The organism is Klebsiella sp. WOUb02 (genome assembly GCF_050058015.1).
GTDB lineage: Bacteria > Pseudomonadota > Gammaproteobacteria > Enterobacterales > Enterobacteriaceae > Klebsiella.
Map to the genome: position 1 here is coordinate 783,586 of NZ_CP170110.1, position 22,738 is coordinate 806,323.

A 22,738-nucleotide genomic window follows, 5' to 3' on the forward strand; every position below is an offset into this window, starting at 1 on the left:
ATTTTCGCCGCCATCATGTCCTTTCAATCCCGGTTATTAAGCGATATTCCCGCCATCCGCCACGCCTTCCTCGATGTGCACGAGACCGCCGCCTTTCCCTACGGCGAGATGGCGCCGGTTAAGCTGGTTCACGGCAACGTTGTCCATCACTATCGGGCTCCTTTGGCGGAACGGCCGCACGCCGACGCGGTGTTTACCGCCTTAAGCGGGCAAAAGGTGGGGGTGGTGACCGCGGACTGCCTGCCGATGCTGATGGCCTCCCGCGACGGGCGCTACGTCTGCAGCGTCCACGCCGGCTGGCGCGGCGCGGCAAGCGGGATCGTCGAAAACAGCCTGGCGCTGTTCCGCGAGCATCGGGTGGCGCCGGAGGAGGTGATAGTGGCGATCGGGCCGCATATCCACGCCTGCTGCTATGAAGTCTCCGCCGACTTTTATCGCTCTCTGCTGACGATGCCGGCGGGCGAGCTGGCGCGGCGGCATCGCGACCTCCTGTTCCATCAGCGCCCCGCGCAGCCCGCCAGAGCGGAGCAGGCCCGGGGAACGGAGGCGGAGAGTTTGTGGTTCGATCTGCGGGCCTTTGCCGGGCTGCTGCTGCAGCGCGCCGGCGTGGCGGATGAAAACGTCGAGTGGCTGGGCAACTGCACCTACTGCACGCCGCAGACGCTGGGCTCGTTCCGGCGGCGCACCCATTTCCCGGCAGCGAAAACCTTCCAGTACTCGTGGATTATGCGTGCGCCTGACCGCGAGAACGGCGGCGCCGGCTAGCGCACCCTAAAGCCGTGGCTGGCGTCGCGCGCCAGCTGCTCGACGAGTCCGAATTCCCAGTCCAGATAGGCCTGCATCGCCTCGGGAGAGTTATCCGTTCCCTCATACGGGCGACGATAGCGGTCGCTACGTTCGCTCGCCAGGTGGGTATCGCCCCGCTCCAGCGGCAGGTCGGCCGCTATCCACGCCTGCGTGCCGCCGCGCAGCAGCTGTACCGGCTTACCGGTAAGCGCCGCGACTTCGGTGACAGCGTAACGTGCCAGCAGGCTGCTACCGCAGGTGAGCACGTAGCGCTCGGCGGGCGGGAGCACCGCCAGCGCCTGCCTGAGCTGGGAACGCACCAGCCACCAGGCGCCGGGAATATGCCGCGCCGCGTAGTTGGCGCTGGTGGTGAAATCCAGCACCAGGGTACCCGGTTCGTTTAGCAGCTCCGCCAGCTGGCTGGGCGCGATCTCTTCCGCCGCCGGGGCCGGCGGGACGCTGGCTGCCGGTACGCCGCGCTCGCTAAAACCTGCCGGATTCGCTTCGCGCAGCACCGCCACCTCCCAGCCCATCTGCGCCAGCCAGGAGGCGGTGATGGCCGCGCGAACGCCGTCATCATCCAGCGCGACGATCCGCGCCCCGCGCACGCTGGCATGGTGGTCGGTCTCCTGCACCAGCTGTCCTCCAGGAGCGCTGAGGCTGCCGGGCAGGTGGCCGGCGGCATACTCCTCCGGGCTGCGGACATCGAACAGATAGGTGGTCCGATCCTCCTGGCGCCGCCAGCGCTGCAGGGTCGCGTCGTCAATAAACGCCACCCCGGCGCTTGCGGCCAGCGCGCGCACCTGCTGGAGGCGCGCAGTCGACGCCTGCCGCTCAGGGTCATAGCGCCGCTGCTGGCCGTGCTCCAGCGCTAACCCGGCCAGCGTCCAGCCGATGGTTCCGTTACGCAGGGCGTAGACCGGATTACGCACTCCGGCGTTGAGCAGCGACTGGGCGCCGATAATGCTGCGGGTGCGTCCCGCGCAGTTAACCACGATCGGCGTCTGCTCCGAGGTCACGAGGCCGTCAACCCGCAGCGCCAGCTCGCCGCCGGGAACGCTGATGCTGCCGGGAATACTCATGGTCTGATACTCATCGAAGCGTCGGGCGTCCAGCACCACCACCGGCTGCGGGCCGTCAATCAGCGCCTGAACCTCCTGCGCGCTCAGCGAAGGCGTATGGCGCTGGCTCTCGACCAGTTCGCCAAACGCTTTGCTCGGGGAGTTGACGTCCTGAAACAGCTCTCCGCCGCTGCGCTGCCAGCCCGCCAGCCCGCCAGCCCGCCAGCCCGCCAGCCCGCCAGCCCGCCGTCGAGCAAAGCGACATCGCGATAACCCCAGCCGCGCAGGCGTTCGAGAGCCAGTATTGCAAGGCCTTCACCGTTGTCGTAAACGGTTATCGGCGTCGTCAGGCGCGGCACCCGGCGGCTAATTTCCAGCTCCAGCTTGCTGAGCGGCAGGTTTGCGGCGAAGAGCGGATGCGCGGTGGCGAAGTGCGCTTCTTCACGTACGTCGATCAGCGCCAGCTCAGCGCCGTCGAGCAACGCCTGGCGGATCTGTGCGGCCTGGCGTAAGGAGTGAACGGGCATATTAATTATCCTTAGAGAGATCCCAGATATTGGGTAAATGACGGTTGGAGTAGCCGGAGATAAACGGTTTGCTAACGCCTTCTGGGGTGTACACGGCACGTTTGACGGCGCCGATATTGCCGCCGTAAACGTGGATGCTGATCGACACGCGATCCGCCAGCGCGTTGCTGACCCGGTGAATATCGCCGTCGCGGGCGGAGACTTTCTCCACCTCGCCGGCGGAGAGCCGCTGCGCGATGCCATCAGCCACCGGCGTTCCGCTGTCGTCGAGGCGGTAGCGCTGATTCTCTTCCGCCCCGCGCAGCATGCCGATCGCGCCCCACACCCGGTGGTCGTGGATCGGCGTCGACTGTCCTGGCCCCCAGACAAAGCTGACTATCGAAAAACGCTGCCCGGAGTCGGCGTGCAGCAGATACTGCTGATAGTGATGGGGATGCGGCAGGGCGTACTCGTCCGGCAGCCAGTCATCCTGTTTCACCAGCGCCGCCAGCCGCAGGGCAACCGCATCCAGCAGCGGCTCCGGCCGGCTGAGCTGGCGATGCAGGTGGTCAACCTCTTGAATAAAATGGCGTAACTTTTCCAGTCGGGGAGTGCTCATCATCGGTTCCTGTCAGAGGGGCTGGTCAATACGCTAACAAAGGCGTTAATATTATTTAAATGCAATTTACGCATATATTAATATGCAAAATAAACATTAAGAGTTTGGCGAAGCCGCTCTAAGGAACCTATGCGTATTGACGACATCGACGCCCTGTTAGCCACCGTGCAGTTCTCCTCGCTGAATCAGGCGGCGGAATATCTGGGCATAACCCAGTCGGCGATCACCCGCCGGCTGCAGCGGCTGGAGCAGACGCTGAACGTGACCCTGCTGGAGCGGCAGACCCGGCCGTTGACCCTGACCGCCGCCGGCCATCGCGTGTACGAGCAGTGCCTGACCATCAAGCGGGAAACCAAAAAGCTCTACGGGCTGCTGGACCCGGAGGCGGAGCCGCGCGGCGTTCTGCGCCTTGGCCTGCCGCAGAGCGTGGCGGAAATCGCCCTCCAGCCGGCGCTGACGGCGCTGCGTCAGCAGTTCCCGCACCTCCAGCCGCAGGTGACCTGCGGCTGGAGCGGCCAGCTGCAGAAGCGTCTGGAAAGCGTCGAACTTGACTGCGTGCTGGCGATGGGCCCGGCGCAGCAGGTCTTCGCGGAGGGCTACAGCGGGCGGCTGCTCTGTCCGCTGGATATCGCGGTGATTGCCGGCAAGAGCCTGCGTCTCTCCGCCGGGTTGCTGCGGGAGTGCGCGGCGCACGGCTGGGTGCTCAACCCCGACGGCTGCGGGCTGCGGGCGGGATTGATTCGCGAGCTGCAGACCCAGGGGCTGCGGCTACAGCTTAATACCGAGACCGCGGGGGCTCAGCTGCAGATTGGCCTGGTAGCGCAGGGGCTGGGGCTGGGCATCGTGCCCCGCGCGGCGCTGACCGCCAGCCCGTGGCGCGATGAGATTAGCATCCTGGCGCTGGCCGATTTCCAGCCCGCGGTCTGCTTATGGCAAATCAGCGCGCAGAATCTGGCTAATCTCCAGCAGCCGCTCACTTTTTTTGCCGCCAAAATCGTCCAGCAGTCTGTCCCCATCTAACTGAAAAGAATAAGTAATTTATCTAAATGCTGATTTGGAATATTAAGATATGATAAAAATGCATTTTGTTCATTAATCTCCGGTGTATAGGGTAACGATATCGCGCCGCCGCCGCGGCCAGTCCGTTACCCTGACCCAAGGAGTTTGTATGAGCATTCAGTTTCTCGGCATGATCGGCCACCGTCTTGCGTCCGAAACTATCGCCCCGGCAGGGCCGATTTTTGACCGCGACTATATCGTGCGTTTTGCCCAGGCCCACGAGGCCGCCGGTTTTGACCGTCTGCTGGTGGGGCATTGGTCCGATCAGCCGATGGCTTTCTGGTAACCGCCCTGGCCGGGCTGTCGACGCAAAAAATCAATTTTCTGCTTGCTCACCGTCCGGGGTTTGTCTCGCCAACTCTCGCCGCGCGAAAATTCGCCACCCTTGAGCATCTGCTCGGCGGCCGCCTCGCGGTACATATTATCAGCGGCGGCAACGATGCCGAACAGCGCCGCGACGGCGACTATCTCAATCACGACCAGCGCTATGCGCGCACCGACGCCTTCCTTGAGACGGTACGAAAAATCTGGACCGCGGAGCAGCCGGTCGATATCGCCAATGAGTTCTACCAGGCCGAGCAGGCATGGTCGGCCATTCGTCCGCTGCAAAAGCCGCATATTCCGCTCTATTTTGGCGGCTCGTCAGAAGCCGCCATTCGGGTGGCCGGTAAGCACGCCGACGTCTTTGCCCTGTGGGGCGAGTCGCTGGGGCAAACCGAGGAGACGGTTAAGCGGGTGCGGGCTGAAGCGGCAAAACATCAGCGCGAAATTGATTTCAGCGTCTCCTTCCGGCCGATTATCGCCGACAGCGAAGCGCAGGCCTGGGAAAAAGCTGAACATATTTTACACGTGGCCTCCGAGCGCGCGGCGCAGAGTGACGTTGGATTTAAAGCCAAACCGGAGAGCGTCGGCGCCCAGCGCCTGCGGGCGACGGCGGAGCAGGGGAACGTGGTGGATAAGCGTCTGTGGACCGGCATTGCGAAGCTGGTGGGCGGCGGGCATAACTCCACCGCGCTGGTGGGGACGGCGGAACAGGTTGCCGACGCGCTGCTCGATTACTACGACCTCGGGGTCCACAACTTCCTGATCCGCGGCTTCGACCCGCTCAACGATGCGCAGGAATATGGCAAAGCGCTGCTGCCGATCGCTCGCGAAAAGGCGGCGCTGCGGGCGGCTAAGGCGCGGGTATCGTGAGCTATCCTCCCCAGGCTCCGCCTCGGCCGGCGGCCAGCTGGCCGCAGCGGCTGACGGATATCCGCCGGCAGATGGCGGAACGGGCGGCAGAACTTGACCAGAGCGGCGAATTTCCCCGACACAACCTCGACCTGCTGCGACAGGAAGGCTTTCTGAGCCTGGCGACGCCGCGGCGCTACGGCGGCGCGCAGGCGGACCTGCTACAGCTGCAGGAGGCGATTTCCGCCATCGCGTGGGGGGAACCGGCGACGGCGCTGATCGTCTGTATGCAGTATCTGCACCATCTGCGGCTGGCGGAGAGCGATGGCTGGACGGAGCCGCTGCGCGAACGGGTCTTTCGCGATGCCGTCGAGCGCGGCGGCCTCATCAACAGCCTGCGGGTTGAACCCGAGCTCGGTTCCCCGGCGCGCGGCGGCCTGCCGCAAACGATCGCCTCCCGTACCGCGCAAGGCTGGCGGCTTAACGGCCACAAGCTCTATACCACCGGCGTTGAGGGGCTGAGCTGGCTGGCCGTCTGGGCGCGGAGCGATGATCCCGACCCGCTGGTGGGGACCTGGCTGGTGCCGGCAAAAAGTGACGGTGTCACTATTATCAGGAGCTGGGATCACGCGGGAATGCGCGCCACCGGCAGCCATGAAGCGATCTTCCGCGACGTGCTTCTACCAGCGGATAGCGCGGTTGAGACCTGGCCTGCGGCGACGCCGCCGGGGCCGAATGCCGAACAGACGCGGCTGTTTGCCAACCGCCACGCGGCGCTGCTGGCGGCAATTTACGACAGCGTCGCCCGCGCCGCGCGCGACTGGCTGCTGGGCTGGCTGCGTTCACGTATCCCCGGAAGCCTTGGGCAGCCGCTAAGCCAGCTGCCGCGGGTGCAGGAAAAAGTAGGGCAGATCGAGAGCGCGCTGCTAACTAACCGCTGCCTGCTGCAGCGGGCGGCCGCACTGGGATTTACCGCCGCTGAAGCCAATCTGGCGAAGGTGACCATCACCGACAACGCCATTTCGGCGGTAGGCCTGGCGCTGGAGCTCACCGGCAATCACGGGCTTAGCCGCCAGCATCCGCTGGAGCGCCACTACCGCAACGTGCTGTGCGGACGAGTGCACACGCCGCAGAGCGACAGCGCCTGGCAGGCGGCGGGTAAACAGGCTTTTCAATTATAAGGATAATCACCATGCGCGAACGAAAGAGAACACCTTTAGCCGCGGCGCTAATGCTGCTGGCGCTGAGCGGCTATGCGGCGGCGCAGGAGCGCGTCACGCTGCGCATTGCCGATCAAAAAGGTGGCATGCGCTCGCAGCTTGAAGCGGCGAATGCGCTGCAGAACCTGAATTACGACATTAAGTGGGCGGAGTTTCCCGCCGCCGCGCCGCTGGCGGAAGCGCTGAACGCCGGCGCGGTTGATGCCGGGATTATCGGCGATGCGCCGCTGCTGTTCGCCCTCGCCAACGGCGCACCGGTAAAAGCGATCGCCGTCGATAAGAGCAACCCCGCCGGCACCGCGGTGCTGGTCTCTCCGGGCAGCCCGCTGAAAAGCGCGGCGGACTTAAAGGGCAAACGCATCGCTACCGGGAAGGGGTCTATCGGCCACTTTGTCGCCCTCAAAGCGCTGGAGCAGGCGGGGATATCGCCCCGGGACGTGCAGTGGGTCTTCCTCGGCCCGGTTGATGCCAAAGTGGCATTGCTCAACGGCTCGGTGGATGCCTGGGCGACCTGGGAGCCCTACACCACCCAGCTGGTGAAAACCGCCGAGGGGCAAATTCTGGTCAGCGGCAAGGGGCTGCTGCCCGGCAATTCCTTCCTTGCGGCCACCGACGCCAGCCTCAAGGACCCGGCTAAACGGGCGGCGCTGCAGGATTATCTGCATCGCCTGGCGGAAGCGGAGCGCTGGGCCTATGCCAATCTGGACAGCTACGGCAAAACCCTCGGCGAGATTATCCGTTTTCCAGCGGATATCGCCCGGGCGCAGTTCGCTAACCGGCAATCGCAGTGGCAGCGCCTGGACTCGCGCATCGTCGCCCAGCAGCAGGCCACCGCCGATTTTTATCAGGCCAACGGGCTGATTCGCGCCAGGCTGGACGTCACGCCGACCTTTGATGACGGCTTCACCGTGCCTGCGCCAGCCGCTCAACAGGAGACCACGCCATGATCCAGCACGCTTTTTCACGCCGTCGCTTTCTACGGCTGAGCGCCGGCACGGCGCTGGCGGCAGCGGCCTGGCCGCTGTGGGCGCACGATATGGCGGCGATGCCCGCCGAGGGCGAAAACCTGGCGCTGCGCCTGGCCGAACCGTACAAAATCAAGCTGGCGATCAACAAAAGCGCGGTGTGCCTTGCCCCGGTCGCGGTTGCCGAGCAGCAGAAGTTTTTCAGTAAGTACAACCTCGACGTCGAGTTCGTCAATTTTGGTAATTCGACCGACGTTCTGCTGGAGGCGATAGCCACCGGCAAGGCGGACGCCGGCGTCGGGATGGCGCTGCGCTGGCTGAAGGCGCTGGAGCAGGGTTTTGACGTCAAGCTCACCGCCGGGACGCACGGCGGCTGCCTGAATCTGCTGACAGCAAAAAATTCGCCATTTGGCGGCCTCGAGAGCCTGAAAGGACAGACGATCGGGGTGACCGATATGGCCGGCCCGGATAAAAACTTCTTCGCCATTTTGCTCAAGCGTCACGGGATCGACCCGCTCAGCGACGTGCAGTGGAAGGTCTATCCCGCCGATTTGCTGAGCGTGGCGCTCGATAAACGCGAGATTGCCGCCATCAGCGGCAGCGAACCCTTCAGCTACCGCCTGCTGGCGACCGGCAAGTATCAGCTGATCGCCAGCAATATGAGCGGGGATTATGCCAACCTCAGCTGCTGCGTGCTGGGGGTTAGCGGGTCTCTGGCGCGGGACCACAAGCCGGCGGCCGCTGCGCTGACCCAGGCCATTCTGGAGGCGCATAGCTACGCTTCGGCCCACCCGCAAAGCGTGGCGCAGGCGTTTATGGCCCACGCGCTGAATACCAATGAAACCGAGGTCTCGGGGATCCTCCACGGCCAGGGCCACGGCCACCACGCCGTCGGCGAAGCGTTCGTCAAAGAGCTGACCCAGTACGCTATTGACCTGCAGCGCGTGCAGGTGATCAAGTCCGGGACCGATCCTCATCAGTTTGCGGAGAGTATTTATGCCAACGTATTCGCCTGAGCAGGCGCTGTCGCGGCCGCGGGTCGGCGGCCCGCTGTGGGCTGAAGGCCTGCTGGCCGCCGCGCTGTGGCTGGCGGGCGGGCTTTTTACCCTCAGATGGCCGGATGCCGGGCGACGCTGGCCCTACAGCGAAGGCTGGGCGATGGCGCAGTTCGCGATCGCCGGCGGGCTGCTGCTGCTGGCGCTGAGCTACCGCTACTGGCGCCAGCGGGGCGGGCGTCTGCAGCATGCCGGGAAATGGCTGGCGCTGCTGCCGGTGCTGTTCGGCCTGTGGGAGTGGCTGACGGCGAAATCCGCGCTGCTGCCGGTACCGTTTTTTGCCCCGCCGCAGGCGCTGATCGAAGTGCTGTATGACGACTGGCCGCGCCTGCTGGATAGCCTGCTGCACTCGCTGGGCCTGCTGAGCCTTGGGGTGCTGCTCGGGACATCCAGCGGCTTTATCAGCGGACTGGCCATCGGCTGGTCGCAGCGCATTGGCTACTGGCTGCATCCGGTACTGCGCCTGCTCGGGCCGGTGCCGTCAACGGCGCTGCTGCCGCTGTGCCTGTTTATCTTCCCTTCCAGCTTCGGCGCCAGCGTCTTTTTAATCGCCCTCAGCACCTGGTTTCCGGTCACCGTTTTGACGTGGTCCGGGGTGATGAGTATCGACAAAGCCTGGTACGACGTGGCGCGCACGCTGGGAGCCAGCCAGCGCTTTCTGATCCTGCGGGTGGCCATTCCCGCCGCGCTGCCGAACGTCTTCGTCGGGCTGTTTATGGGGTTAGGCGCCTCGTTTTCGGTGCTGATCGTCGCTGAGATGGTGGGCGTTAAATCCGGGATCGGCTTTTATCTGCAGTGGGCGCAGGGCTGGGCGGCCTACCCCAACATGTACGCCGCGCTGCTGGTTATGGCCTTTTTCTGTTCCGGCCTGATTAGCGGACTGTTTATCTTGCGCGACCGGCTGCTGAGCTGGCAGCGAGGAGGCATGACATGGTAACGACCACGGTCACGCCGGCCGGTGCGGCCATCGACATCGCCCATCTGAGCCACGCCTTCGCGCTGGGCAGGCAGACGGTGCCGGTGCTGGAGAATATCAGCCTGCAGCTGCGCCCCGGAGAGAGCGTGGCGCTGCTGGGACCGTCGGGCTGCGGTAAATCCACCCTGCTACGGCTGCTGGCGGGGCTGGAGACGCTGCAAAGCGGACAGGTGCAGATCGATGACCGCCGGATGGGGGCCCCGGGGCCGGAGCGGATTCTGGTGTTTCAGGACCCGACCCTTTATCCGTGGCTGACGGTGCGGCAAAATGTGCTGCTCGGGCCGCAGGCGCAGGGGAGAAAAGGGCTGGAGCCCAAGGCCGACGCGCTGATTGCGCGGATGGGGCTCGAGGCGTTTAGCGCCGCCTGGCCGCGTCGAGCTCTCCGGCGGCATGGCCCAGCGGGCGGCGCGGGCGCGGGCGCTGCTCAACGAGCCGCGGCTGCTGCTGCTCGATGAACCCTTAGGCAAGCTGGATTCCCTGACGCGCATCAGCATGCAGCGCGAGCTGATCTCGCTCTGGCAGCAACAGGGCTATACCAGCCTGCTGGTGACGCACGATATTGAAGAGGCGCTGCTGCTGTGCGAAAGGGTGCTGGTGATGTCGCCGCGTCCGGGGCGAATTATTGCCGAATTTACGCTGCCGCTGCCCTTTCCGCGCCACCGCGATAATCCGCAGCTGGTTGCTCATCGGCAGGATATTTTGCGCATCCTGGGCCAGGCGGAGGACTGGTAAGATTGGCGATGGGGAGCGTCTCCCGGCGACAGCGTTGCGCTGCGCCGGGAGATCGTCAGGCGCTTAAAAATCCATCTTCACCGTAAACTGCACTTCGCGCGGATCGCCAATCTGGTTGCCCAGGTTATTGGTACCGATTGAAGAGGTGTAGTAGGTCTTATCGAACAGGTTCTTAACGTTAACCTGCAGGGTGACCGGATACTGCAGCTTCATCTTATAGGCGGCGAACACGTCCGCGACGCCGTACCCCGGCAGATAATAGTCCGCGCCGTTGGTGGCGGAACGCTTGCTGACCGCGTGCCCCCCGGCGCCGAGCGTCAGGGTGTTGCCGGCATAGACGTTATGCACGTCATAGGTCATATACAGCGAACCGGTATGCTTTGGCACGTTTGGCATCGGCTTGCCGGCGTAGTCCGGATCGTCGAGTACCTTGGCGTCGGTATAGCCGTAGCTGGCGATGATGCTCAGGTTGTCGGTTAACGACCCGGCGACATCCATCTCTACGCCGCGCGAGCGCACTTTACCCGCCGTTTTGGCAATGGTTTCATCCCCGACCGTTTCGCTGTACAGCACGTTACGCTTATCGATATCGAACAGGGCGATATTGGCGGTCACGCCAAACAGTTCAAACTTGGCGCCCAGCTCATAGGAGGTGGACTCTTCCGGCGGCAGGTTGCCGATATAGCTGGCGATGGACGACTGCGGCATAAACGACTGCGCCACGTTACCGAACAGCGAAACGGTCGGCGTTAGCTTATAAACCAGGCCAAACTTCGGCGTCCACTTCTGGTCGCTGCTGTCGGTATTGACGTTAAACGGACGTCCCTTGCCGGCGTACTGGGTGTAATACTGGTAGCGCACGCCGGCGACGGCGATCCAGCGGTCGTTGAGGTAGAGCGCATCCTGCAGGTAGGCGGCGTAGCTCTCCTGCTGAATGCGCTGATCGCTGTCGGAGGCCGATACGCTGGTGCATTTATCTACGGTACCGTAGACCGGGTTGTAGATATTGAATCCCTTCACATTCTTACAGCGGATCATGCCGGTGCGCAGCAGATCGTAGTTCTCGTAGGCGATGCCGCTGAGGATCTCGTTGTAGAAGCCGCCAATCACCACGTCGCCCTGCAGATCGGCGCGGGTCGAGTGCATCTTCTGGGTTGAGCCGTGGGTGGCGTCAACGCGCCGGGTCAGGTCGCCGGTGGCCGAGTCATAGGCCATGACCCGAGCCTGGTTATCGTTGTAGTGATCCTGGCTGTAGCTGTAGTCGAAGCGGGCGGTCCAGGCCTCGTTGAGCCGGTATTCGGCGTTAAGCTGCGCCAGGTCGGAATAGCCGTCGGTAACGTTAAACGGTTCGTCAAAACGCGTTTTACGATCGACGTTAACGGCTTTTTTGGTCGTGAGATCGAAAATCGTCCCGCGATCGAACGGCGTATTGTAGTCGCGATGCGAGTACGACACGTTCACCGTGGCGCGGTCGCCAAACCAGGTCAGGGAAGGGGCGATAAAGCTGCTCTTCTCTTTGCCAAAGCTGCGCCAGTAGTCTTCATTCTGATATTCGCCGATGACCCGGTAGGCCAGGCGCGTCCCTTCGATGGGTCCGGTGACGTCAAACTGGCCGCTGCCGCCGCCAAAGCTGGTGGAGGTGGCAGAAATCGATCCGCCGAAGGTTTTTTCCGGGCGTTTGGTCACCACGTTAATCAGCCCGCCGGGGTCGAGAATGCCGTACAGCGTCGAGGCCGGGCCTTTCAGCACCTCCACGCGCTCGACGGCGGCGTTGAAGCTGCGCGGCAGGACGGTGCGCAGCCCGTTGGTCATAATGGAACCGTCGCGGTTGGCGCCGAAACCGCGGCGGGTAAAGGCGTCCTGGGTACCGCCGAGGGTATTGGTCTGCACGACGTTGGCAACGTTATACAGCGCCTCGTCGAGCGTAGTGGCGTGCTGATCTTCCAGCACCCGATCGCTGACGGTGTTAACCACCTGCGGGATATCCAGCATCGGCATTGAGGTCAGCGTCGCGGTCGAGCTGCTGAGAGGCTGATAGCCGCTGGTGGCGTTCTGCTGCGTATCGTCCGCCACCACCGTAATGGTTTCGTCGCTCGCCTTTTTATCTTTTTCCGCTGCGGTTTGCGCGGCGATAATCCCCGGAGAAGTAAAGGAACCCAAAAAAATCAGTGAAAAAAGTGCACGCCCTTTCAATGTCGTGAAAGGGACAGTTGATTGCGTCATTTGTCTGTTTCTCGCGAACGAATCCGTCCCTTGCGGACAGATAAAGCCAATTAAATCATTGCCCTTAAAAATATTATCTATCCGTTATCCGCTATAATTTGCGTCCGGATATGTAATTGAGAATCATTCAATCACGTAGCCATGTAGTAGTAAACGTTATGTAAGATAAAAAAATGCGGCCGGCGAAAGTCGCGTTTCGGCGCCGTATTAAACGCCGAAAATGGTTTTTATGGTTCTGTTTTAAATGGATTTAATTAAATTTGTCGCGCTGCGGGATATAACCCGACGCGTCGTTTCTCTATGAGCGAAACGGAGTATTGACTACTACATTCATTCCCATCATGATCAAAAGAGAATGAGATGTATTTTTGTTTGAGTGCAGTACGTGCGGGCCTGACGCCACGCCGCTGCGGTGCGGGAGCGAGTTATGCCACAGCGGGTGATGCCTGCAGAGCAGGGGATTGTGCTGGATTCCCTGTCGGCCGGATACGGCCAGACCCTTATCGTCAACGATATTAATCTGACGATCCCCCACGGCAAAATGACGGTACTGGCCGGGGCCAACGGCTCCGGTAAATCCACGCTGCTATCGACTATCGCCCGAATGCTCAAACCGCTCGGCGGCTGCGTGCGCCTCGACGGTCAGGTTATTCACGAGCTGCCCACCCGGGCGGTATCGCGCCGGCTGGGAATATTGCCCCAGTCGCCGCTCACCCCGGAAGGATTGACGGTTTTCGAGCTGGTCTCCCGCGGGCGCTATCCCTGGCAAGGGCTGATGCGCCAGTGGTCGGACGCCGACGAGCGGGCGGTGGAGGAGGCGCTGGCGCTGACCGGCACCGCCGGGTTCGCCCATATGCCGGTGGACAGCCTCTCCGGCGGCCAGCGCCAGCGCTGCTGGATCGCGATGGCGCTGGCTCAGCAAACCGCCACCATTTTGCTTGATGAGCCGACCAACTGGCTCGATCTGCGCTATCAGGTCGATATCCTCGAACTGCTGCAGACCCTGACCCGCGAACACGGGCGCACGGTGGTCACCGTCCTCCATGACCTGAACTTTGCGGTGAACTATGCCGATACGCTGGTGTTTCTCAAGCAGGGGCGCATTGCCGGGGTGATTGACGAAAATGAAACCTGCACGCCGGAGCTGATTAAAACGGTGTTTGACGTTGACGTGCAGATGTCGCTGAACCCGCAAACCGGCAAACCGTTCTTTATGCCCTTTCGCGCCCGCCAGGCGGCCGGACAATGAGCGCCGGCGCGCTGATGCTCCGGCGGCGACGCGCCCGGCCGCGGCTGGCCCTTGTGCTACTGAGCCTGCTGCTGGTCGGCGGCTCGCTGGTGCACCTGGGGCTGGGGGCGCGCTGGATTGCGCCGCAGACGATACTGCAGGCGCTGCTCCATTACGATCCGCGCGATTTTGACCAGCGGATTATTGTCGATTTACGCCTCGTGCGCCTGGCCGCCGCGCTGCTGACCGGCGCCGCGCTCGGTGTCGCGGGTATGCTGCTGCAGACGGTGATCCGTAATCCGCTCGGCGAACCGCACATTCTCGGCCTCAATGCCGGCGCGTCGCTGGTGGTGGTGGCGACCTCGGCGCTGGGCCTCGGCGAAGCGGCGTTCGGCCGCCCGCTGACCGCCGCCTGCGGCGCGGGGCTGCTGTTTGGCGCCGTGATGCTGCTGGCCTCCTCCGGACGCGGTGGCATGACGCCGCTGCGCATCACCCTGTGCGGAGTGGCGCTCTCGGCCTTTGCGTCGGCGGTGACCGCGGCAATCCTGATTCTCGATGAGCAAACGCTGCTGGCGATGCGTACGTGGCTGGCCGGCGATCTTGCCGGACTGAAGTGGCAGACGCTGCGTGCGGCGCTGATCCCGGCGCTGGGCGGGCTGCTGATTGCGCTCGCCATCGCCCCGCGGCTGAACGTGCTGGCGCTGGGGGATAAAGTCGCGCTGGGGCTGGGGGTGAAGATCGGCCAAACCCGGCTGCTGGGGCTGACCGCCATCGCGCTGCTGTGCGGTTCGGCGGTCGCCGTTGCCGGGCCGATCGGCTTTGTCGGCCTGGTGGTCCCGCACGTGGTGCGGCGGCTGATTAGCGAGGATATTCGCCTGGCGCTGCCGCTGGCGGCTCCGGTGGGCGCCCTGGTGCTGGTGCTGGCGGATATTGCGGCGCGTACCCTGGTGGCGCCTCAGGAACTGGCGACCGGGGCGATGACCGCCCTGGTGGGGGCGCCGCTGTTTATCTTTATTGCCGCGAGATTCTTTAAATGAAAAGCGCCGCTCGTCGTGCCGGATTCCGCCCGCTGATTGTCGGGAATCGTCATATTTTGCTGCGCCCGGCGGCGCTGAAGATGGCCGCCGGGCTGTTCGTCGTGATGGCGATCCTCGGCGCGTTTGGCCTGACGCGCGGTAGCTTCCCGCTGCCTTCGGCAACCGTGCTGCGGGCGCTGCTGGATGCGGAGAGCGTCAGCGGCCAGCAGCGCTTTATTCTGTTCGATATCCGCCTGCCGCGGCTGTTTATGGCGCTGCTGTGCGGGGCGATGCTGGGGATGGCCGGCGCGGCGATGCAGAGCATCACCCGTAACGGGCTGGCGGATCCGGGGCTTATCGGCGTCAAGGAGGGGGCCAGCGTGGTGGTGTTGACGCTGATTCTGTTCTTCCCGGCGATCGCGTTGGCGTGGCGACCGCTGGCGGGAATGGCCGGCGGCGTGCTGGTGGCGCTGCTGGTGCTGGCGCTGGCGCGCGACTGCTCGCGACCGCGCTTTATCCTGATCGGTATCGGCGTCTCCTGGACGCTGGCCGCGGCGGTCGGCATTTTTATGACCACCGCCGACGTCCGCGACGTGCAGACGGCGATGATCTGGCTGGCGGGAAGCCTGCACGCGGCGACCTGGCCGCTGCTGGCGGTCGCCTTCTGCTGGGCGCTGCCCGGCGCGCTGATCCTGTTTCTTACCGCCCGGGCGGCGGACGTGGCGCTGCTCGGCGACCGAACGGCGATCGGCCTCGGCGTCCGGCTGCAGCAGACTGACGCTGCTGCGCTTTTTGGCTCCGGTTGTGCTGACCTCAGCCAGCGTTTCCTGCGTGGGCAGCCTCGGCTTCGTGGGTCTGATGGCGCCGCATATGGCGCGCTTTCTGCTGCGCGGCGGCCAGGTCGCGCTGCTGTGCGGCAGCGCGCTGGTTGGCGCTCTGCTGGTATTGGTGACCGACACCATCGGGCGGGTGGCCTTTGCGCCGCTGCAAATCCCGGCCGGGATTGTGATCGCCCTGGTGGGCTGTCCGTTTTTTATTCTGCTGCTATGGCGTCGTCGTGACGCCCTGTAAATCTGAAGGATTGCTATGCGTTGGTTAGTTCCTCTGCTGCTTTGCGTGGCCGGCACCGCAGGTGCTGCCGCGAGTCAGACGCAAAAATTTACCGATGATTTAGGTCGGGTGGTGAACGTGCCGCTGCATCCGCAGCGGATTGTCTCGATGCACGATCTGGATATTACGATCCCGCTGATTGAGCTCGGCGTGCCGCCGGTCGCCAGCCACGGGCGTACGCGCCCGGACGGTAGCCACTATCTGCGCTCCAGCGCCCAGCTTACCGGCGTCGATTTTGATAACAGCGATATTCAGTTTATCGGCACCGCGGATATCGATCTTGAAGCGGTGGCCGCGGCTAAGCCGGACCTGATTATTACCGAACCGAGCCGCCACGTCTCCGTTGAGCAGTTGGAGAAGATCGCCCCGACGGTGAGCATCGACCATCTGCAGGGCAGCGCGCCGCGCATTTACGCTAAGCTGGCGCAGCTTACCGGCTCCGGGGCGCGGCTGGCGGTGCTTGAGCGACGCTATCAGGAGCAGATTAAGCAACTGAAGGCGGCGGTAGATACGCAGAAGATCACCGTCTCGGTGATTCAGGCCAACGGCGGTAAAGTGACCGTCCATCACGCCTATCACGCGCTGGGGCGCGTGCTGCGCGATGCCGGCTTCCGTTTCCCGCCGCTGATTGAGCGTATTCCCGACGGCCAGCGCATCGACGTCAGCGCCGAGCAACTGCCGGAGCTGGATGCCGATTTCGTCTTTGCGACCTGGCGCTCCGACACCGGCGGTAAACCGCAGGACGAGCTGCAGGCGATGGAGGCCGTGATGCCTGGCTGGTGCGACTTTATGCGCGCCTGCCGCAGCGGACGCTATATCCTGCTGCCGCGTGAGGACGTGATCTCCAACTCCTTCGCCGCGCTGAGCCTGATGGCGGCCGAAGTGCAGTCGCATATTGCCGGGCGTCCGCTGCCGGCGGGGCTGAAATGAAAACCCCGCTAAAACGCGAGAAAGGGCGGGTTGACCTGTTTGGCGACCGTTTTCGCGCCCGGGCGCATCAGCTGTCGCCGCGCCTGCTGGCGGTGGTTAGCTATATCAACGATAACCGCGAGGTGGTGCTGGAGCGCACGGCGATGGAGATTGCCGCCGCCACCCACACCTCCGACGCCACGGTGGTCAGGGCCATCCAGGCGCTGGGCTTTGCCGGGCTGCGCGAGCTGAAGCAGACCATGGAGCGCTGGTTCGGCCCGTCGATTACCTCTTCGGAGAAAATGCTCTCGACCGTCAATGCGCTCTCAACCGACGTCAATTCGAGCATCGATTTCGTGCTTGAGGGGCACCAGCGCGCCTGCGAGGTGCTCTCCCGTCCTGACAACCGCGCGGCGGTCGCCCAGGCGGTGGCCCTGCTGGCCGACGCGCGTCAGGTGGCGATTTTCGGCATCGGCGCGTCGGGGATTCTGGCGGAGTATACCGCCAGGCTGTTCAGCCGCATCGGCCTGCCTTCTTACGTCCTGAACCGCACCGGTTTTAGCCTCGCCGAGCAGCTGATCGGTCTGCAGCGCGGCGACGTGCTGATCATGATGGGGCAGAAATCGCCGCACCGCGAAGGCATGACCACCCTGCGCGAGGCCCGGCGGCTCGGCATTCCGGCGATCCTGCTGACCCAGGCGGTCGATTCCCGCTTCAGCCACGAGGCGCAGGTGGTTATCGAGGTGCCGCGCGGCGGCGATAACGGCCGGGTGCCGCTGCACGGAACGGTGCTGGTATGTCTGGAAATGATGGTGCTGTCGGTGGCCTCCACCGCCCCGCAAAAAACCATGAAATCGATGAAGCGCATCAACGAGCTGCACAAAGCGATCGGTAAATCCGGCGGTAAGCGCGGCTAAGAGCCAGATAAATTATCGCCGCGCAGGTTTGTGGTTGCATGCCATGCTGAGTGTGTGTATTTTTATGCAAAATAAATGCATAAAAAGGAACGATCATGGTTAAGAAGTGGATGAAAGCGTGCTGCCTGATGGCGGCAATGATAGGAACCGCCCAGGCGGCGCAGCAAACCTACGTTGTCGGATCGGGCGGCACCTATCGCCCGTTTGAATATGAAAACAGCCAGAAGCAGACTGGAAGGTTTTGATATCGATATCATCAAAGCGATCGCCAAAGCGGAAAACTTTGATATCAAGCTGGTCAATACGCCGTGGGAGGGGATTTTCGCCACCCTCAGCACCGGCGATCGCGACATTATCATCTCCGGGATCACCATTACCGATAAACGTAAGCAGATGGTAGATTTCTCCGCGCCTTATTTCCCGGCCGAGCAGTCGATCGTGGTGCCGGCGGATTCGAAAGTGACCTCGCTGGCGGCGCTGAAAAGCGAGAAGGTTGGGGTGGTGAACTCCAGCACCGGCGATATCGTGGTCTCTGACGAGCTGGGTAAAAACAGCACCGCCATTAAGCGCTTCGACAATACGCCGCTGATGCTGCAGGAGCTGTTTGAAGACGGCGTCAGCGCGGCGGTAGGCGACGTTGGGGTGGTGAAATACTACATCAAGCAGCACCCGGAGAAGCAGTTCAAGCTGGTGCCGGACGCGAAGTTTGAGCGCCAGTATTTCGGCATCGCGGTGGCCAAAGGCAACAGCGAGCTGCAGGCGAAAATCAACGCCGGCCTGCAGAAAATTGTTGCTGACGGCACCTACGCCAAAATCTACAAAACCTGGTTCGACGACAACGTACCGACGCTGCCTGCGCAATAAGATCTGTTTTTTTGTCTTAATCACGGCTATCGGCTCTGACGATAGCCGTATTTTTTAGGGAAGGGTTATGACGGGATTCCGTTGGGAGATCATCGAGGAGTACGGTCCGCTGTTTATGGACGGCGCCTTGATGACCATTAAATGCACCATTATTTGCGTGATCCTCGGCACCCTGTGGGGGCTGACCCTCGGGCTTGGGCGGATGGCGAAGGCCGAGCACGGCGTTTGGAAATACGTTCTGCGCTACCTGGTACAGTTCCCGGTGCGCTTCTACGTCAGCGCATTTCGCGGCACGCCGCTGTTTGTGCAGATCATGGTGGTTCACTTCGCGCTGGTGCCACTGTTTATCAACCCGCGCGACGGCCTGCTGGTCACCGGCGGCATGATGAGCGCCGACTTTGCCCGCGAGCTGCGCTCTAACTACGGCGCGTTTCTCTCCTGCGTGGTGGCGATAACGCTGAACGCCGGGGCCTACGTTTCGGAAATTTTCCGCGCCGGCATTCAGTCGATCGACAAAGGGCAGATGGAAGCCTCCCGCGCGCTGGGGATGCCGTGGTGGAAAACCATGCGCCAGGTGATCCTGCCGCAGGCGTTTCGCCGCATTCTGCCGCCGCTGGGCAACAACGCCATCGCGATCGTCAAGGACTCCTCGCTGGCGTCGGCGATTGGCCTTGCCGACCTGGCCTACGCCGCGCGCACCGTCTCCGGCGCCTACGCCACTTACTGGGAACCCTACCTGACGATCTCTCTGGTCTACTGGGTGATTACCTTCCTGCTGGCACAGCTGGTTAACCGTCTGGAAAAGAGGTTTGGCAAAAGTGATTCACATTAACAATCTGCACAAACGCTTCGGTGACAGCCACGTTCTGCGCGGCATCAGACTGCGATATTCAGCCGCAGGAAGTGGTGTGCATCATCGGCCCGTCGGGCTCGGGGAAAAGCACCTTCCTGCGCTGCATGAACGCGCTGGAAACCGTCAGCGAAGGCGAAGTTGAAGTCAACGGCTTTGCCGTCCACGACCGCGCCACCGACCTGAATAAGATGCGTGAAAGCGTCGGCATGGTCTTTCAGCGCTTCAACCTGTTCCCGCATATGACGGTGCTGGAAAACCTGATCATGGCGCCGATGAACCTGCGCGGCATGGCCCGCCAGACGGCGGTTGCGCTGGCGGAAGATCTGTTGGCAAAGGTGGGGCTGAGCGATAAGCGCGACGCCTGGCCTTCCAGCCTCTCCGGCGGCCAGCAGCAGCGGGTGGCGATTGCCCGCGCGCTGGCGATGAAGCCGTCGATCATGCTGTTCGATGAACCGACTTCGGCGCTCGATCCCGAGCTGGTCGGCGACGTGCTGGCGGTGATTAAAAATCTCGCCAGCGAAGGGATGACGATGGTGATTGTGACCCATGAAATGGGCTTTGCCCGCGAGGTTGCCGACCGGGTTATCTTTATCGACGGCGGGGTTATTCAGGAGCAGGGCCGGCCGGAGCAGATCTTTAGCGCTCCGGGCAACCCGCGCACCGCCGCGTTCCTCAGCAAGGTGCTGTAAGCAAAAGCGGCCGCCGGGGCCGCTTTATCATATTGCCGCAGGCGAAACGGCGCGCTACTGCGCCGCTTCGCCAACTTCCGCGACCGAAGCTTCGCCCTCGTTGGCCAGCAGCGTCTTCTCGCTCTTACCTAAGCCCTGAATCAGCAGGAACAGCAGGCCGCTGGCGAAGAGGGTGACGATCAGGGCGTCATATCCCGAAACGCCGATCGCCAGGCTGCTGATCACCGGTCCGGCAACGCTCCCCGCTGACCAGAAGAAGCCCAATAGCGCGTTTATCATGATCAGCTTCTGCCCGGAGAAGGTTTTACCGGCGCGCACCAGCGACAGGGTATAGAGCGCGCCCGCCGCCGCCCCGAGAACCAGGCAGCCGGCGATTAGCTGAACGCGCGAGCCGAGCAGGAAGGGCAGCGCCAGCAGGGCGAGGCAGAACACCAGCGCGCAGCCGAGGTGCACGCGGCGGATGCCAAACTTATCGGCAATCCAGCCCAGCGGCGCCTGGAACAGCGCATCGCCGGTAAGCACCACCGTCACCAGCAGTACCGCCATCGACTCGTTTAGCCCCTTATCTATGCCGTACAGCGGCAGCAGCGCCAGGATGCTGGCATCTAAGAAGGAAAAGCAGAATACGCCGGAAGCCAGAACCGGCAAAAATGCGCCGAGGCTGCGCCAGCTTGCGCGTTCGGCGAGGCTCTCGCGGCTGCCGCCCGGCAGGTGGCGCAGCATAAACAGGCACAGGGCGGTCAGGCCGCAGATCGCCAGCAGTACCCATGACTGATAGTCGGGGCCGGCGGAAATCAGCAGCGGCCCGGCCAGCTGGCAGCCGGTAAACGCCGAGGCGTAAATCCCGGTCAGGGTGGCGCGATTTTTCCCCGCCGCGCCGCCGGTGATCCAGCTCTCTCCCAGCACGATAATCACCCCTGAGGCGAGGCCGGTGAGAAAGCGCGGCAGCAGGAGCTGCGTCAGATCGACGGTCAGGCAGCAGGCTACCGTCGCCAGAGCCAGCAGGATCAGGCTTGCACTGAGCAGTACGCCCATCTCAAAACGGCGGCACAGCGCGGGAGAAAGGAAGGAGGAGAGCATCATGCCCGCCGGCGGCAGCGCGGCCAGCAGGCCAACATAGACGGTGTCAATTTGCTGCTGCGCCAGCTCAAGGCTGATAAGCGGCACCGTATAGCCGGTGATAAAGCCTACCAGCGAGGCGGCCATGATCATCGCCAGCGTCGGCGCTAAGCGATTGTGGTCTGGGTTAAACATTTTATTCCCGATAACGGAAGTCAACAGGTGGATAATCTGGCTAATCGCCAACAGCCCTGCATATTAGTTAATCATATGCCGTCTGTCACCGTTGAAATGGCTACCATTAATGAGAAGGGCGCCGCTGCCGCTCGCCAAAGGCCGCCGGACGGAGGTTTAGCGAGAGTTGTCAGCGCGCGGGCGAAAGGATATAACTCATAGAGCGGCCCGGCGCCCGCGGGGCGCATGGATAAAATGCATACCAATAACCACACTCGTTCAGCGCTGATGCTGTGCAGGAAAGGAGTACGACATGGCAGTATCGCCTTCATCCATCGCCGAGGCTATTGGCTGGCGACGCGATTTTCATGCTCACCCTGAACTGGGCTACCAGGAACAGAAAACCTCCCGTCGCGTCGCCGAACTGCTGGCCTCGTTTGGCCTGCAGGTGCATACGGGGCTGGCGGGAACGGGGGTGGTGGCGACCCTGGAGAACGGCCCTGGCCCGGTTATTGGCCTGCGCGCCGATATGGACGCTCTGCCGATTACCGAACTCGGCGAGGTCAGCTACAAATCCCGCAATCCCGGCGTGATGCACGCCTGCGGCCATGACGGTCATACCGCGATGCTGCTGGCGGCGGCGGCGCATCTGGCGCGCACCCGCCGTTTTCGCGGCACGGTGCATTTTGTTTTTCAGCCGGCGGAAGAGAACCTCGGCGGCGCGCGCAAAATGGTCGAAGAGGGGCTGTTTACCCTGTTTCCGATGGACGCCATCTACGCCCTGCACAACTGGCCGGGGCTCCCGCTGGGGCAGGTGGCGCTTAACAGCGGCGCGATGATGGCCTCTCTCGATGCCTTCGAAATCACCCTGACCGGCAAAAGCTGCCACGCGGCGATGCCGGAGAGCGGGGCCGATCCGATCGTCGCCGCCGCGCAGCTTATCATGGCGCTGCAGACGATCCCGTCGCGCCGCCTGTCGCCGCAGGAGTCGGCGGTGGTTAGCATTACGCAGATTAGCGGCGGGGAGGCGATCAACGTCCTGCCGGATAAAGTGGTGCTGCGCGGCACCTTCCGCTGCCTGAGCAACCCGGTTCGCGAGCGGGTAAAAGGGCTGATTGAGCGCTACGTGGCGACGCAGCCGCAGGTCTCTGACGTGCAGGGGGCGATTTTCTGGTATCCCGGCTATCCGGTCACCCGCAACCATCCGGCGCAGGCGCTGAGCGTCCGCGACGCGGCGGTTGCCGCGCTGGGCGAGTCGGCGGTGAACGCCGAGGTCAGCCCGTCGATGGCCTCGGAAGATTTTGCCTGCATGCTGGAAGCCTGTCCCGGCGCCTATTTCTGGATTGGTACTGATGGCGAGACGCCGTCAAAACCGCTGCATAACGCCGGCTATGATTTTAATGACGACCTGATCGAGCCCGGGGTGCTGATGTGGACGGCGCTGGTGGAAAAGCTGCTGCCGACGATCGACGACGTCTGACGGAGTGAGTGACAACGTCACAGATTGAGTCGCGGCGCAGGTTCGTCGCGATGTCGTCGCTACT

15 protein-coding genes and 6 pseudogenes are annotated in these 22,738 nt (G+C 63.0%); 17 read left to right on the forward strand and 4 right to left on the reverse strand.

Features of this window, described 5'->3' with window-relative positions; all coding sequences use genetic code 11:
* The first annotated feature begins 15 nt into the window (after positions 1-15).
* Positions 16-765, forward strand: coding sequence for a polyphenol oxidase family protein (locus tag ABOC21_RS10560; protein ID WP_426814499.1), 750 nt, complete (start codon positions 16-18; stop codon positions 763-765).
* Here the strand turns inward: ABOC21_RS10560 and ABOC21_RS10565 are convergent.
* Positions 762-2,374: pseudogene (locus ABOC21_RS10565) on the reverse strand (rhodanese homology domain-containing protein). The gene ABOC21_RS10560 and the pseudogene ABOC21_RS10565 overlap by 4 nt on opposite strands.
* Position 2,375: 1 nt before the next feature.
* Positions 2,376-2,972: a cysteine dioxygenase gene (locus tag ABOC21_RS10570; protein ID WP_426815462.1), complete on the reverse strand. Its 597-nt coding sequence runs from the start codon at positions 2,970-2,972 to the stop codon at positions 2,376-2,378.
* Between the two features lie 129 nt (positions 2,973-3,101).
* Between ABOC21_RS10570 and ABOC21_RS10575 the strand changes: the two genes are divergently transcribed.
* The 7 genes and pseudogenes from ABOC21_RS10575 (at position 3,102) to ABOC21_RS10605 (ending at position 10,152) form a co-directional block, all read left to right on the forward strand.
* Positions 3,102-3,992: a LysR family transcriptional regulator gene (locus ABOC21_RS10575; RefSeq protein WP_426814500.1), complete on the forward strand. Its 891-nt coding sequence runs from the start codon at positions 3,102-3,104 to the stop codon at positions 3,990-3,992.
* A gap of 148 nt (positions 3,993-4,140) precedes the next feature.
* Positions 4,141-5,225 (forward strand): annotated as a pseudogene (locus tag ABOC21_RS10580) (LLM class flavin-dependent oxidoreductase).
* A 71-nt stretch (positions 5,226-5,296) separates the two neighbouring features.
* Complete coding sequence (locus ABOC21_RS10585; protein ID WP_426815463.1) at positions 5,297-6,385, forward strand: acyl-CoA dehydrogenase family protein; 1,089 nt, start codon at positions 5,297-5,299, stop codon at positions 6,383-6,385.
* Between the two features lie 11 nt (positions 6,386-6,396).
* The gene (locus ABOC21_RS10590; RefSeq protein ID WP_426814501.1) at positions 6,397-7,371 is read left to right on the forward strand and encodes an ABC transporter substrate-binding protein; all 975 of its coding nucleotides are present in this window, start codon (positions 6,397-6,399) and stop codon (positions 7,369-7,371) included.
* Positions 7,368-8,405 (forward strand): ABC transporter substrate-binding protein, encoded by a 1,038-nt coding sequence (locus ABOC21_RS10595; RefSeq protein WP_426814502.1) that lies wholly within the window; start codon positions 7,368-7,370, stop codon positions 8,403-8,405. Before ABOC21_RS10590 ends, ABOC21_RS10595 begins: the two co-directional genes overlap by 4 nt.
* Positions 8,386-9,381, forward strand: coding sequence for an ABC transporter permease (locus ABOC21_RS10600; protein ID WP_426814503.1), 996 nt, complete (start codon positions 8,386-8,388; stop codon positions 9,379-9,381). The genes ABOC21_RS10595 and ABOC21_RS10600 overlap by 20 nt, the downstream gene beginning before the upstream one ends.
* Positions 9,375-10,152: pseudogene (locus ABOC21_RS10605) on the forward strand (ABC transporter ATP-binding protein). The gene ABOC21_RS10600 and the pseudogene ABOC21_RS10605 overlap by 7 nt, the downstream one beginning before the upstream one ends.
* 63 nt (positions 10,153-10,215) lie before the next feature.
* Here ABOC21_RS10605 and ABOC21_RS10610 read toward each other — a convergent pair.
* A complete protein-coding gene (locus ABOC21_RS10610; protein WP_426814504.1) occupies positions 10,216-12,375 on the reverse strand; it encodes a TonB-dependent siderophore receptor in 2,160 nt (719 codons plus the stop codon).
* 427 nt (positions 12,376-12,802) lie between these two features.
* On the opposite strand from ABOC21_RS10610, the gene ABOC21_RS10615 reads away from it, so the two are divergent.
* From ABOC21_RS10615 to ABOC21_RS10650, 8 genes and pseudogenes are all read left to right on the forward strand, one after another.
* The gene (locus ABOC21_RS10615) at positions 12,803-13,624 is read left to right on the forward strand and encodes an ABC transporter ATP-binding protein (RefSeq protein WP_426814505.1); all 822 of its coding nucleotides are present in this window, start codon (positions 12,803-12,805) and stop codon (positions 13,622-13,624) included.
* Positions 13,621-14,640, forward strand: a complete 1,020-nt coding sequence (locus ABOC21_RS10620; protein WP_426814506.1) for a FecCD family ABC transporter permease — start codon at positions 13,621-13,623, stop codon at positions 14,638-14,640. The genes ABOC21_RS10615 and ABOC21_RS10620 overlap by 4 nt, the downstream gene beginning before the upstream one ends.
* Positions 14,637-15,690 (forward strand): annotated as a pseudogene (locus ABOC21_RS10625) (FecCD family ABC transporter permease). Before ABOC21_RS10620 ends, ABOC21_RS10625 begins: the two are co-directional and overlap by 4 nt.
* A gap of 15 nt (positions 15,691-15,705) precedes the next feature.
* A complete protein-coding gene (locus ABOC21_RS10630; RefSeq protein ID WP_426814507.1) occupies positions 15,706-16,659 on the forward strand; it encodes an ABC transporter substrate-binding protein in 954 nt (317 codons plus the stop codon).
* Positions 16,656-17,555, forward strand: coding sequence for a MurR/RpiR family transcriptional regulator (locus tag ABOC21_RS10635; protein ID WP_426814508.1), 900 nt, complete (start codon positions 16,656-16,658; stop codon positions 17,553-17,555). The genes ABOC21_RS10630 and ABOC21_RS10635 overlap by 4 nt, the downstream gene beginning before the upstream one ends.
* Before the next feature lie 95 nt (positions 17,556-17,650).
* Positions 17,651-18,419, forward strand: a pseudogene (locus ABOC21_RS10640) (basic amino acid ABC transporter substrate-binding protein).
* Positions 18,420-18,486: 67 nt separating this feature from the next.
* Positions 18,487-19,251, forward strand: coding sequence for an amino acid ABC transporter permease (locus tag ABOC21_RS10645; RefSeq protein ID WP_095102149.1), 765 nt, complete (start codon positions 18,487-18,489; stop codon positions 19,249-19,251).
* Positions 19,238-19,961: pseudogene (locus ABOC21_RS10650) on the forward strand (amino acid ABC transporter ATP-binding protein). The gene ABOC21_RS10645 and the pseudogene ABOC21_RS10650 overlap by 14 nt, the downstream one beginning before the upstream one ends.
* A 54-nt stretch (positions 19,962-20,015) precedes the next feature.
* Here the strand turns inward: ABOC21_RS10650 and ABOC21_RS10655 are convergent.
* Positions 20,016-21,215, reverse strand: coding sequence for an MFS transporter (locus ABOC21_RS10655; protein WP_426814509.1), 1,200 nt, complete (start codon positions 21,213-21,215; stop codon positions 20,016-20,018).
* Positions 21,216-21,507: 292 nt separating this feature from the next.
* On the opposite strand from ABOC21_RS10655, the gene ABOC21_RS10660 reads away from it, so the two are divergent.
* A complete protein-coding gene (locus tag ABOC21_RS10660) occupies positions 21,508-22,674 on the forward strand; it encodes a M20 aminoacylase family protein (protein WP_426814510.1) in 1,167 nt (388 codons plus the stop codon).
* The last annotated feature ends 64 nt before the right edge of the window (positions 22,675-22,738 follow it).

Bases quoted from the DNA above. Each gene is read 5' to 3' on its own strand.
- ABOC21_RS10560 (WP_426814499.1), top strand. From the start codon at position 16: ATGTCCTTTCAATCCCGGTTATTAAGCGATATTCCCGCCATCCGCCAC.
- ABOC21_RS10570 (WP_426815462.1), bottom strand. From the start codon at position 2,972: ATGAGCACTCCCCGACTGGAAAAGTTACGCCATTTTATTCAAGAGGTT.
- ABOC21_RS10575 (WP_426814500.1), top strand. From the start codon at position 3,102: ATGCGTATTGACGACATCGACGCCCTGTTAGCCACCGTGCAGTTCTCC.
- ABOC21_RS10585 (WP_426815463.1), top strand. From the start codon at position 5,297: ATGGCGGAACGGGCGGCAGAACTTGACCAGAGCGGCGAATTTCCCCGA.
- ABOC21_RS10590 (WP_426814501.1), top strand. From the start codon at position 6,397: ATGCGCGAACGAAAGAGAACACCTTTAGCCGCGGCGCTAATGCTGCTG.
- ABOC21_RS10595 (WP_426814502.1), top strand. From the start codon at position 7,368: ATGATCCAGCACGCTTTTTCACGCCGTCGCTTTCTACGGCTGAGCGCC.
- ABOC21_RS10600 (WP_426814503.1), top strand. From the start codon at position 8,386: ATGCCAACGTATTCGCCTGAGCAGGCGCTGTCGCGGCCGCGGGTCGGC.
- ABOC21_RS10610 (WP_426814504.1), bottom strand. From the start codon at position 12,375: ATGACGCAATCAACTGTCCCTTTCACGACATTGAAAGGGCGTGCACTT.
- ABOC21_RS10615 (WP_426814505.1), top strand. From the start codon at position 12,803: ATGCCACAGCGGGTGATGCCTGCAGAGCAGGGGATTGTGCTGGATTCC.
- ABOC21_RS10620 (WP_426814506.1), top strand. From the start codon at position 13,621: ATGAGCGCCGGCGCGCTGATGCTCCGGCGGCGACGCGCCCGGCCGCGG.
- ABOC21_RS10630 (WP_426814507.1), top strand. From the start codon at position 15,706: ATGCGTTGGTTAGTTCCTCTGCTGCTTTGCGTGGCCGGCACCGCAGGT.
- ABOC21_RS10635 (WP_426814508.1), top strand. From the start codon at position 16,656: ATGAAAACCCCGCTAAAACGCGAGAAAGGGCGGGTTGACCTGTTTGGC.
- ABOC21_RS10645 (WP_095102149.1), top strand. From the start codon at position 18,487: ATGACGGGATTCCGTTGGGAGATCATCGAGGAGTACGGTCCGCTGTTT.
- ABOC21_RS10655 (WP_426814509.1), bottom strand. From the start codon at position 21,215: ATGTTTAACCCAGACCACAATCGCTTAGCGCCGACGCTGGCGATGATC.
- ABOC21_RS10660 (WP_426814510.1), top strand. From the start codon at position 21,508: ATGGCAGTATCGCCTTCATCCATCGCCGAGGCTATTGGCTGGCGACGC.